The 12262-nt window shown below is 67.9% G+C and carries 7 protein-coding genes; all 7 read left to right on the top strand.

What is annotated here, in order from left to right:
• Positions 1–72 precede the first annotated feature (72 nt).
• Positions 73–798 carry a 50S ribosomal protein L1 gene (rplA, locus tag J5Y05_RS19870; protein ID WP_030422038.1) on the top strand — a complete coding sequence of 242 codons (726 nt, stop codon included), beginning with the start codon at positions 73–75 and terminating at the stop codon, positions 796–798.
• A gap of 288 nt (positions 799–1086) precedes the next feature.
• Entirely contained in the window at positions 1087–1902 is an 816-nt protein-coding gene (locus tag J5Y05_RS19865; protein WP_210874373.1) for an SCO4651 family lipoprotein, read from the top strand.
• Between the two features lie 117 nt (positions 1903–2019).
• Positions 2020–2871, top strand: a complete 852-nt coding sequence (locus tag J5Y05_RS19860) for an SCO4651 family lipoprotein (protein ID WP_210874372.1) — start codon at positions 2020–2022, stop codon at positions 2869–2871.
• Positions 2872–3169: 298 nt separating this feature from the next.
• A complete protein-coding gene (gene rplJ, locus J5Y05_RS19855; RefSeq protein WP_210874371.1) occupies positions 3170–3700 on the top strand; it encodes a 50S ribosomal protein L10 in 531 nt (176 codons plus the stop codon).
• 114 nt (positions 3701–3814) lie between these two features.
• Complete coding sequence (gene rplL, locus J5Y05_RS19850; protein WP_210874370.1) at positions 3815–4198, top strand: 50S ribosomal protein L7/L12; 384 nt, start codon at positions 3815–3817, stop codon at positions 4196–4198.
• A gap of 576 nt (positions 4199–4774) precedes the next feature.
• Positions 4775–8260: a DNA-directed RNA polymerase subunit beta gene (gene rpoB / locus J5Y05_RS19845; protein ID WP_210874369.1), complete on the top strand. Its 3486-nt coding sequence runs from the start codon at positions 4775–4777 to the stop codon at positions 8258–8260.
• A 95-nt stretch (positions 8261–8355) separates the two neighbouring features.
• Positions 8356–12255, top strand: a complete 3900-nt coding sequence (locus tag J5Y05_RS19840) for a DNA-directed RNA polymerase subunit beta' (RefSeq protein ID WP_210874368.1) — start codon at positions 8356–8358, stop codon at positions 12253–12255.
• Positions 12256–12262: the final 7 nt, after the last annotated feature.

Here is a 12262-nt window from a genome sequence, read left to right as displayed (position 1 = left end):
CCACCTTCCCGCAGAAAGTGGCGGGGCCTGCTCGGCCCGGACCACAACTCCTCAGCAACCCCAGGAGCAGTAGTGAGCAAGCGCAGCAAGTCTCTCCGCGCTGCGGACGCCAAGATCGACCGGGAGCGCCTGTACGCCCCGCTCGAGGCCGTCCGTCTCGCCAAGGAGACCTCCACGACCAAGTTCGACGGCACCGTCGAGGTCGCCTTCCGCCTGGGTGTCGACCCGCGCAAGGCCGACCAGATGGTCCGTGGCACCGTGAACCTCCCGCACGGCACCGGCAAGACCGCCCGGGTCCTGGTCTTCGCGACCGGTGACCGTGCCGAGGCCGCGCGTGCCGCGGGCGCCGACATCGTCGGCGCCGACGAACTCATCGACGAGGTGTCGAAGGGCCGTCTGGACTTCGACGCCGTCGTCGCCACCCCGGACCTCATGGGCAAGGTCGGCCGCCTCGGCCGCGTGCTCGGTCCCCGTGGTCTGATGCCGAACCCCAAGACCGGCACCGTGACCCCGGACGTCGCCAAGGCTGTCAACGACATCAAGGGCGGCAAGATCGAGTTCCGCGTCGACAAGCACTCGAACCTGCACTTCATCATCGGCAAGACCTCGTTCGACGAGACCAAGCTGGTGGAGAACTACGGCGCGGCCCTGGACGAGATCCTGCGTCTGAAGCCGTCCGCCGCGAAGGGCCGGTACATCAAGAAGGCCGCCGTGAGCACCACCATGGGCCCCGGCATCCCGGTCGACCCGAACCGCACCCGCAACCTCCTCGTCGAGGAGGACCCGGCCGCGGTCTGAGCCGACGGCTCGCTCGACGGTCACGGGCCCCGCACCTCACGGTGCGGGGCCCGTTCCCCTTTTCCGGTTTTTCCGGGTCTTTCGGCTCACGGTCCCACGGCTCACGCCTTATGGCTCACGCCTCACGCCTCATGGCCCACGGCTCACGACCCACGCCCGCGGCCGTCTCCGTCGTCCACCCTCCGCCGGGCCTTTCCCCCGGGGGAGAGGCGGTCCAGGCTTTGCGGGACGGGTCCCGCGCGCCTCGGCTAGCGTGCGGGCAGGTGACGCGCACAGGGGTGGGACGACATGACGAGCACGACGCTACGCCGTACGGCCTTCTCGACCGCGGTGACGGCCGCGCTGCTGCTGTGCACGCCCTCCTGCGCCGGGGCCGGCGCCACCGGCGGCGACCGGCACGAGGGCCGCCCGCCGGCCACGCCGGCCGCCTCCGTGCCGCCCGCCCTGCGCGCCGCCGAACGGGCCGTCGGCCGGGCCGGCTCCGCCCGGGTCGAGTCGGCCACCGTCATGGGCAGCGAACTGTCCCTGGAGGCCGCGGGCGCCCTCGGCTGGAGCGACGGCCTCACCGGCACCCTGACCATCACGTACACCGGCGGCACCACCGCCGAGACGATGCGCGGGCTCGGCACCACCGCCATGGAGGCCCGGTACCTGACGGACGCGTACTACGCGAAGATGGGCGACGCCTTCGCCGACCGGGTCGGCGGCCGGCACTGGATCAGGTACGTCTACGCCGATCTGGAGGAACTGGGCGGCCTCGGCGCCGGCTTCGCCGACCAGATGCGCAGCACCACCCCCCACCAGGCCCTCAAACAGCTCCTGGCCTCCGGGGACGTACGGCGGATCGGCGAGGAGACCACCCGCGGCCGGCGCACCACGCATTGGTCCGGCACCGTGGACGGGGCCACCGCGCAGACCGTCGACATCTGGGTCGACGACCGGGACCTCCTCGTCAAGAAGGTGGAGCGGGGCCGGACGGCGACCGGGGAGCTGACCCAGACCGCCTACTACAGCGACTACGGCGTGACCGTCGCCGCCGAGCGCCCGCCGGCCGCGGACACGGCCGACTTCAAGGAGCTGCTGGCGGAGCAGACGGGCTCCTGACGCAGGAAAACTCCCTGAGTATTCGAACCGACTCGCGATAGTCTCGCGTCCTTACTGTGAACGAGTAATCGCTTTCCCGTGCCCCTGTGGGCACCTGGTGTCCCTTGGGGGGAATCCATGAAGACGTCCGTGCGGGTGCGTGTGCCCGTCGCCACCGGTCTCGCCGCGCTGCTGCTCGCCGGTGGTGCGGTGGGCTGTTCCCAGGAGACGAAGGCGGAGGGGACGCCGGGCATGACCCCGGCCGCCGCGGTCGCCAAGGCGGCCAAGAACTCCGAGGACATCACCTCGCTGCACTACCGCATGACCGGCCGCACGCCCGAGGAGGGCCGGATCGAGGGCGAGGCCCGGATGCGGCTCAAGCCCGAGCCCGCGATGGACATGAAGGTGAAGGTGCCCGACGAGGACCCCGACGCGACCGTCGAGGTCCGTCTCCTGGACGGGGTCATGTACATCGGCGGCGGCGCCGAGGCCGCCAAGGAGCTGGACGGCAAGAGCTGGGTCAAGTTCGACCTGGAGGCGCTGGGCGCCGGCGGTGACCTCAACGAGCTGGGCGGCCCCTCCCAGGCCGACAAGAACCCGGCGGCCGAGTCCACCTTCCTCACCGGCGCCAAGGACGTGCGCGAGGTCGGCACCGAGACCGTCGAGGGCGTGAAGACCACCCACTACGAGGGCACGGTCACCCTGGCCGACCTGGAGAAGTCCTTCCAGGGCGACGGGAAGGGCGAGGAGGAGCGCCGCAAGAGCCTGGAGGAGTACAAGGACCTCGGCGTCGACAAGCTCACCATGGACATGTGGGTCGACGAGAAGGACCGCACCAAGCAGTTCCGCATGCGCGGCGACGCGAGCAAGGGCGAGCTGGACATGACCGTCACCTTCCTCTCGTACAACGAGCCCGTGGAGATCACGGCCCCGCCGGCCGGCGAGACCATGGACCTCGCCGAGATGATGGAGGAGATGGGCCAGGGCTGAGCCCTGGGCCGGATGGCCACGGGAGCGGATTTGCCTGTGGCCGCCCCGTTCCCGTACTCTCCCTGAGAAGCCAAAGACCGCTGGTCGTCGCCGTGTGTTCGCAAGAGGACACGGTGGCCGAAGGAACCGCTGAACTGCGGACGACCCGCGTAGGTGACAGAGGATGAGCTCCCGGCCGTACTGTCGTACGTCCCGGTCGAGCCACGCCCCGTGCGCCTGCGCCCGGGGCGTTTCGTTTTCTCCAGTCCTCCTTCGGGGTCCGCGCGGTCCGAATCACCCGGAAGGAGGCCGAGGCTCTATGGCGAGGCCCGACAAGGCTGCCGCGGTTGCCGAGCTGACGGACAAGTTCCGCAGCTCCAACGCCGCTGTGCTGACCGAGTACCGCGGTCTCACCGTGGCGCAGCTCAAGACGCTGCGCCGGTCGCTCGGTGAGAACGCCCAGTACGCCGTGGTGAAGAACACGCTGACCAAGATTGCGGCCAACGAGGCCGGGATCACGACGCTGGACGACCAGTTCAATGGTCCGACGGCGGTCGCCTTCATCACCGGTGACCCGGTGGAGTCGGCGAAGGGTCTGCGCGACTTCGCCAAGGACAACCCGAATCTCGTCATCAAGGGCGGTGTCCTGGAGGGCAAGCCGCTCTCGGCCGACGAGATCAAGAAGCTCGCGGACCTCGAGTCCCGTGAGGTTCTGCTCTCCAAGCTGGCGGGTGCCTTCAAGGGCAAGCAGTCCCAGACTGCGCAGCTCTTCCAGGCGCTTCCCTCGAAGCTCGTCCGCACCGTGGACGCGCTCCGTGCCAAGCAGGACGAGCAGGGCGGTGCCGAGTAATTCGGCTCGCTTTCCGGCCCTCGCCGCCTGAGGCAGGGGCCATAGCGGGCCCGACGTACGCCCGCCTCACCCCGTACACCCGGCACCAGCCGAAATAGTGGAAGGACCGCCATCATGGCGAAGCTCAGCCAGGAAGACCTGCTCGCGCAGTTCGAGGAGATGACCCTCATCGAGCTCTCCGAGTTCGTGAAGGCGTTCGAGGAGAAGTTCGACGTCACCGCCGCCGCCGCGGTCGCCGTGGCCGGCCCGGCCGGTCCGGCCGCCCCGGTCGAGCAGGCCGAGGAGCAGGACGAGTTCGACGTCGTCCTCACCGGCGCCGGCGAGAAGAAGATCCAGGTCATCAAGGTCGTGCGTGAGCTGACCTCCCTGGGCCTGAAGGAGGCCAAGGACCTCGTCGACGGCACCCCGAAGCCGGTCCTCGAGAAGGTCAACAAGGAGCAGGCCGAGAAGGCCGCCGAGGCCCTCAAGGGCGCCGGCGCCTCGGTCGAGGTCAAGTAAGACCTCACGGGTCCTCGCGGGCCTGTAACGCCTCAGCACCGAAGAGCGATCATCCAATCGGGTGGTCGCTCTTCGGTGTGTCCGGGGCCCGGCGGCGGCTGCCTTGCGTGGGCGGCGACGGGGAGTATGGTGATCTTCGTCGTGCCGTCTCCGGGGACCACGAGGGACCCCGGCGGCACCGGGTTTCGGCAAGGGGGGCCTTGACGAACCGCACGAGGCGCGCAATTCTCAGGACGCGTCGTCACAAGGTCCGAATCCGAGGCATGGATCGACGACGAAGAGGGCAGTATCACGGTGCGTTGAGGATTGACCTCCCGCAGGTGGTGAGAACAACGAGGAGCCAAGACGGTCCGGGAAACCAGCACTGGACATCAGTGAGCCAAGTGGCTACACTGACCCTTTGCGCTGCCTGTTAGCTGCCCCCTGCCCGTCACCAGGGGTCCGCCCTCGCCCGAGCACTGACGACCAGAGCATGCCTGACCTGGCATTCCGCCACATCAGGCACCCCCTGTCTCCGTGCACGGAAGAGGGGCCGGTACGCGCGTAGTGAGTCCGAGCCCTCGGAAGGACCCCCTCTTGGCCGCCTCGCGCAATGCCTCGACCGCGAATACGAACAACGCTGCCAGCACCGCCCCGCTGCGCATCTCCTTTGCAAAGATCAAGGAGCCCCTCGAGGTTCCGAACCTTCTCGCGCTGCAGACCGAGAGCTTCGACTGGCTGCTCGGCAACGACGCCTGGAAGGCTCGCGTCGAGTCGGCTCTGGAATCCGGTCAGGACGTCCCCACCAAGTCCGGTCTGGAGGAGATCTTCGAGGAGATCTCCCCGATCGAGGACTTCTCCGGGTCGATGTCGCTGACCTTCCGCGACCACCGCTTCGAGCCCCCGAAGAACAGCATCGACGAGTGCAAGGACCGCGACTTCACGTACGCCGCGCCGCTCTTCGTCACCGCCGAGTTCACGAACAACGAGACCGGCGAGATCAAGTCCCAGACCGTCTTCATGGGCGACTTCCCGCTCATGACGAACAAGGGCACCTTCGTCATCAACGGCACCGAGCGTGTCGTGGTGTCGCAGCTCGTCCGTTCGCCTGGCGTCTACTTCGACTCCTCCATCGACAAGACGTCCGACAAGGACATCTTCTCCGCCAAGATCATCCCGTCCCGGGGCGCCTGGCTGGAGATGGAGATCGACAAGCGCGACATGGTCGGTGTCCGCATCGACCGCAAGCGCAAGCAGTCCGTGACCGTCCTCCTCAAGGCGCTCGGCTGGACCACCGAGCAGATCCTGGAGGAGTTCGGCGAGTACGAGTCCATGCGCGCCACCCTGGAGAAGGACCACACCCAGGGCCAGGACGACGCGCTGCTCGACATCTACCGCAAGCTGCGTCCGGGCGAGCCCCCCACGCGTGAGGCCGCGCAGACGCTGCTGGAGAACCTGTACTTCAACCCGAAGCGCTACGACCTGGCCAAGGTCGGCCGCTACAAGGTCAACAAGAAGCTCGGCGCCGACGTGCCGCTGGACGCGGGCGTCCTGACCGTCGAGGACGTCATCTCGACGATCAAGTACCTGGTGAAGCTGCACGCCGGCGAGATCGAGACGGCCGCCGACAACGGCCAGACGATCGTCGTCGAGACCGACGACATCGACCACTTCGGCAACCGCCGTCTGCGCAGCGTCGGCGAACTGATCCAGAACCAGGTCCGCACGGGTCTCGCCCGTATGGAGCGCGTCGTGCGCGAGCGCATGACGACCCAGGACGTCGAGGCGATCACGCCGCAGACCCTGATCAACATCCGGCCGGTCGTCGCCTCCATCAAGGAGTTCTTCGGCACCAGCCAGCTCTCGCAGTTCATGGACCAGAACAACCCGCTGTCGGGTCTCACCCACAAGCGCCGCCTGTCGGCGCTGGGCCCGGGTGGTCTCTCCCGTGAGCGGGCCGGCTTCGAGGTCCGTGACGTGCACCCCTCGCACTACGGCCGCATGTGCCCGATCGAGACCCCCGAAGGCCCGAACATCGGCCTGATCGGCTCGCTCGCCTCCTACGGCCGGGTCAACGCCTTCGGCTTCGTCGAGACCCCCTACCGCAAGGTGAACGAGGGCCAGGTCACCGACGAGGTCGACTACCTGACCGCCGACGAGGAAGACCGCTTCGTCATCGCGCAGGCCAACGCCGAGCTCAACGACGACCTGCGCTTCGCCGAGGCCCGCGTGCTGGTCCGCCGCCGCGGCGGCGAGGTCGACTACGTCGGCCCCGACGAGGTCGACTACATGGACGTCTCGCCGCGCCAGATGGTGTCCGTGGCGACCGCCATGATCCCGTTCCTGGAGCACGACGACGCCAACCGTGCCCTCATGGGCGCGAACATGATGCGGCAGGCCGTCCCGCTGATCCGCTCCGAGTCCCCGCTCGTCGGCACCGGCATGGAGTACCGCTCCGCGGTCGACGCCGGCGACGTGGTCAAGGCCGAGAAGGGCGGTGTGGTCCAGGAGGTCTCCGCGGACTACATCACCACCGCCAACGACGACGGCACGTACATCACGTACCGCCTGGCCAAGTTCGCCCGCTCCAACCAGGGCACCTCGGTCAACCAGAAGGTCCTCGTCGACGAGGGCGACCGGATCATCGAGGGCCAGGTCCTCGCCGACGGTCCGGCCACCGAGAACGGCGAGATGGCGCTCGGCAAGAACCTGCTGGTCGCCTTCATGCCGTGGGAGGGCCACAACTACGAGGACGCGATCATCCTGTCGCAGCGCCTCGTGCAGGACGACGTCCTCTCCTCGATCCACATCGAGGAGCACGAGGTCGACGCCCGCGACACCAAGCTGGGCCCCGAGGAGATCACCCGGGACATCCCGAACGTCTCCGAGGAGGTCCTCGCCGACCTCGACGAGCGCGGCATCATCCGCATCGGCGCCGAGGTCATCGCCGGCGACATCCTCGTCGGCAAGGTCACGCCCAAGGGTGAGACCGAGCTGACCCCCGAGGAGCGGCTGCTGCGCGCGATCTTCGGTGAGAAGGCCCGCGAGGTCCGCGACACCTCGCTGAAGGTGCCGCACGGCGAGACCGGCAAGGTCATCGGCGTCCGCGTCTTCGACCGCGAGGAGGGCGACGAGCTGCCCCCGGGCGTCAACCAGCTCGTCCGTGTCTACGTCGCCCAGAAGCGCAAGATCACCGACGGTGACAAGCTCGCCGGCCGTCACGGCAACAAGGGCGTCATCTCCAAGATCCTGCCGATCGAGGACATGCCGTTCCTGGAGGACGGCACCCCGGTCGACATCATCCTGAACCCGCTGGGCGTCCCCTCCCGGATGAACCCGGGCCAGGTCATGGAGATCCACCTCGGCTGGCTCGCCAGCCGCGGCTGGGACGTCTCCGGCCTCGCCGACGAGTGGGCCGAGCGCCTCAAGGTGATCAGCGCCGACCGCGTCGAGCCCGGCACCAACGTCGCCACGCCCGTCTTCGACGGTGCCCGTGAGGACGAGATCGCCGGTCTGCTCCAGCACACCATCCCGAACCGGGACGGCGAGCGGCTGGTGCTGCCCTCCGGCAAGGCGCGGCTCTTCGACGGCCGCAGCGGCGAGCCGTTCCCGGAGCCGATCTCGGTCGGCTACATGTACATCCTCAAGCTGCACCACCTGGTCGACGACAAGCTCCACGCCCGTTCGACCGGTCCGTACTCCATGATCACCCAGCAGCCGCTGGGTGGTAAGGCTCAGTTCGGTGGCCAGCGCTTCGGTGAGATGGAGGTGTGGGCCCTTGAGGCCTACGGCGCCGCCTATGCGCTCCAGGAGCTGCTGACCATCAAGTCCGACGACGTCACCGGCCGCGTGAAGGTCTACGAGGCGATCGTCAAGGGCGAGAACATCCCCGAGCCCGGCATCCCCGAGTCCTTCAAGGTGCTCATCAAGGAGATGCAGTCTCTGTGCCTCAACGTGGAGGTGCTGTCCAGCGACGGTATGTCCATCGAGATGCGTGACACCGACGAGGACGTCTTCCGCGCTGCGGAGGAGCTCGGCATCGACCTGTCGCGGCGCGAGCCGAGCAGCGTCGAAGAGGTCTGACGGGAGTTCCGGCGGCCTTCGCGCCGAAGGCCGCCGGCCCCAGGACCCCCGTTTCAGACCCCATGACTCACAACCCTGAGAGGGATTGACGCATAGTGCTCGACGTCAACTTCTTCGACGAGCTCCGGATCGGTCTGGCCACCGCTGACGACATCCGTCAGTGGAGCCACGGCGAGGTCAAGAAGCCCGAGACCATCAACTACCGCACCCTCAAGCCGGAGAAGGACGGGCTCTTCTGCGAGAAGATCTTCGGTCCGACCCGGGACTGGGAGTGCTACTGCGGCAAGTACAAGCGTGTCCGCTTCAAGGGCATCATCTGCGAGCGCTGTGGCGTCGAGGTCACGCGCGCCAAGGTGCGCCGTGAGCGGATGGGCCACATCGAACTGGCCGCCCCCGTCACCCACATCTGGTACTTCAAGGGCGTCCCGTCGCGCCTCGGCTACCTGCTCGACCTCGCCCCGAAGGACCTGGAGAAGGTCATCTACTTCGCGGCGTACATGATCACGTACGTCGACGAGGAGCGCCGCACCCGCGACCTGCCCTCGCTGGAGGCCCACGTCTCCGTCGAGCGCCAGCAGATCGAGCAGCGCCGCGACGCCGACCTGGAGGCCCGCGCCAAGAAGCTCGAGACCGACCTGGCCGAGCTGGAGGCCGAGGGCGCCAAGGCGGACGTGCGCCGCAAGGTGCGCGAGGGCGCCGAGCGCGAGATGAAGCAGCTCCGCGACCGCGCGCAGCGCGAGATCGACCGCCTCGACGAGGTGTGGAACCGGTTCAAGAACCTCAAGGTCCAGGACCTGGAGGGCGACGAGCTGCTCTACCGCGAGCTGCGCGACCGCTTCGGCACCTACTTCGACGGCTCGATGGGCGCCGCGGCGTTGCAGAAGCGCCTGGAGTCCTTCGACCTGGACGAGGAGGCCGAGCGCCTCCGCGAGATCATCCGTACCGGCAAGGGCCAGAAGAAGACCCGTGCCCTGAAGCGGCTCAAGGTGGTCTCGGCGTTCCTGCAGACCTCCAACAGCCCCAAGGGCATGGTCCTGGACTGCGTCCCGGTCATCCCGCCGGACCTGCGTCCGATGGTGCAGCTCGACGGTGGCCGCTTCGCGACCTCCGACCTGAACGACCTGTACCGCCGGGTGATCAACCGCAACAACCGCCTGAAGCGCCTTCTCGACCTCGGTGCCCCCGAGATCATCGTGAACAACGAGAAGCGCATGCTCCAGGAGGCCGTCGACGCGCTCTTCGACAACGGCCGCCGCGGTCGCCCGGTCACGGGCCCCGGCAACCGTCCGCTGAAGTCGCTCTCCGACATGCTCAAGGGCAAGCAGGGCCGCTTCCGCCAGAACCTGCTCGGCAAGCGCGTGGACTACTCCGCGCGTTCCGTGATCGTCGTCGGTCCGCAGCTCAAGCTGCACCAGTGCGGTCTGCCGAAGGCGATGGCGCTGGAGCTCTTCAAGCCGTTCGTGATGAAGCGCCTGGTCGACCTGAACCACGCGCAGAACATCAAGAGCGCCAAGCGCATGGTCGAGCGCGGCCGTACGGTCGTCTACGACGTGCTGGAAGAGGTCATCGCGGAGCACCCGGTCCTGCTGAACCGGGCGCCCACCCTGCACCGCCTCGGCATCCAGGCATTCGAGCCGCAGCTCGTCGAGGGCAAGGCCATCCAGATCCACCCGCTCGTCTGCACCGCGTTCAACGCGGACTTCGACGGTGACCAGATGGCCGTGCACCTGCCGCTGTCCGCGGAGGCGCAGGCCGAGGCCCGCATCCTGATGCTGTCCTCGAACAACATCCTCAAGCCGGCCGACGGCCGTCCGGTGACGATGCCGACCCAGGACATGGTGCTGGGCCTGTTCTTCCTCACCACCGACGGCGAGGGCCGCGACGTCAAGGGCGAGGGCCGTTCCTTCGCCTCCGTCGCCGAGGCGATCATGGCCTTCGACGCGGGCGAGCTGTCGCTCCAGTCGAAGATCGTGGTCCGCTTCCCGGTGGGCACCATCCCGCCGCGCGGCTGGGAGCCCCCGGCCCGCGAGGAGGGCGAGCCCGAGTGGCAGCAGGGTGACACCTTCACCCTGGAGACCACGCTGGGCCGCGCGCTCTTCAACGAGCTGCTGCCCGAGGACTACCCGTTCGTCGACTACGAGGTCGGCAAGCGCCAGCTCTCGGAGATCGTCAACGACCTCGCCGAGCGCTACCCGAAGGTCATCGTGGCGGCGACGCTCGACAACCTGAAGGCGTCCGGCTTCTACTGGGCCACCCGCTCCGGCGTGACCGTCGCCATCTCGGACGTCATCGTCCCGGAGGCGAAGCGGGCGATCGTCCAGGGCTACGAGGCCCAGGACGAGAAGGTCCAGAAGCAGTACGAGCGCGGTCTGATCACCAAGGACGAGCGCACGCAGGAGCTCATCGCGATCTGGACCAAGGCGACCAACGAGGTCGCCGAGGCGATGAACGACAACTTCCCGAAGACCAACCCGATCTTCATGATGGTGAACTCGGGTGCGCGCGGCAACATGATGCAGATGCGTCAGATCGCCGGTATGCGTGGTCTGGTGTCGAACGCGAAGAACGAGACGATCCCGCGGCCGATCAAGGCGTCGTTCCGCGAGGGCCTGTCCGTGCTGGAGTACTTCATCGCCACGCACGGTGCCCGCAAGGGTCTGGCGGACACCGCGCTGCGGACCGCCGACTCGGGTTACCTCACCCGTCGTCTGGTCGACGTCTCCCAGGACGTCATCATCCGCGAGGAGGACTGCGGTACCGAGCGCGGTCTGAAGCTGCGGATCGCCGAGCGGGACGCGGACGGCACGCTGCGCAAGGCCGAGGACGTGGAGACCAGCGTCTACGCCCGGATGCTCGCCGAGGACGTCGTCATCGACGGCAAGGTGATCGCGCCGGCCAACGTCGACCTCGGTGACGTGCTCATCGACCAGTTGGTGCACCACGGTGTCCAGGAGGTCAAGACGCGTTCGATCCTGACCTGCGAGTCCGCCGTCGGCACCTGTGCCATGTGCTACGGCCGTTCGCTGGCCACGGGCAAGCTGGTCGACATCGGTGAGGCGGTCGGCATCATCGCCGCCCAGTCCATCGGTGAGCCCGGCACCCAGCTCACGATGCGTACCTTCCACACCGGTGGTGTGGCCGGTGACGACATCACCCAGGGTCTGCCCCGTGTCGTCGAGCTCTTCGAGGCCCGTACGCCGAAGGGTGTCGCCCCGATCTCCGAGGCCTCCGGCCGCGTGCGGATCGAGGAGACCGAGAAGACCAAGAAGATCGTCGTCACCCCGGACGACGGCAGCGACGAGACGGCGTTCCCGATCTCGAAGCGTGCCCGTCTGCTGGTCGGCGAGGGCGATCACGTCGAGGTGGGCCAGAAGCTCACCGTGGGTGCCACCAACCCGCACGACGTGCTGCGCATCCTGGGTCAGCGTGCCGTCCAGGTCCACCTGGTCGGCGAGGTCCAGAAGGTCTACAACTCGCAGGGCGTGTCGATCCACGACAAGCACATCGAGATCATCATCCGGCAGATGCTGCGCCGGGTGACGATCATCGAGTCGGGCGATGCCGAGCTGCTCCCCGGCGAGCTGGTCGAGCGGTCGAAGTTCGAGACCGAGAACCGGCGCGTGGTCCAGGAGGGCGGTCACCCGGCCTCCGGCCGTCCGCAGCTCATGGGTATCACCAAGGCGTCGCTGGCGACCGAGTCGTGGCTGTCGGCGGCCTCCTTCCAGGAGACGACCAGGGTCCTGACGGACGCGGCGATCAACGCCAAGTCCGACTCCCTGATCGGCCTCAAGGAGAACGTCATCATCGGTAAGCTCATCCCGGCCGGTACGGGTCTGTCCCGCTACCGCAACATCCGGGTCGAGCCGACCGAGGAGGCCAAGGCCGCGATGTACTCGGCCGTCGGCTACGACGACATCGACTACTCGCCGTTCGGCACCGGCTCCGGCCAGGCCGTCCCGCTGGAGGACTACGACTACGGTCCGTACAACCAGTAAGCGAGCA

The organism is Streptomyces tagetis (genome assembly GCF_018069565.1).
Lineage (GTDB): Bacteria > Actinomycetota > Actinomycetes > Streptomycetales > Streptomycetaceae > Streptomyces > Streptomyces tagetis.
The sequence above is the reverse complement of the archived record's forward strand: the minus strand, read 5'-3'. Positions and strand labels throughout refer to the sequence as shown.

What these genes read in the sequence shown, in the direction of transcription:
- J5Y05_RS19865 (WP_210874373.1), top strand. Translation starts at nt 1,087, where the DNA reads ATGACGAGCACGACGCTACGCCGTACGGCCTTCTCGACCGCGGTGACG.
- J5Y05_RS19860 (WP_210874372.1), top strand. Translation starts at nt 2,020, where the DNA reads ATGAAGACGTCCGTGCGGGTGCGTGTGCCCGTCGCCACCGGTCTCGCC.
- rplJ (WP_210874371.1), top strand. Translation starts at nt 3,170, where the DNA reads ATGGCGAGGCCCGACAAGGCTGCCGCGGTTGCCGAGCTGACGGACAAG.
- rplL (WP_210874370.1), top strand. Translation starts at nt 3,815, where the DNA reads ATGGCGAAGCTCAGCCAGGAAGACCTGCTCGCGCAGTTCGAGGAGATG.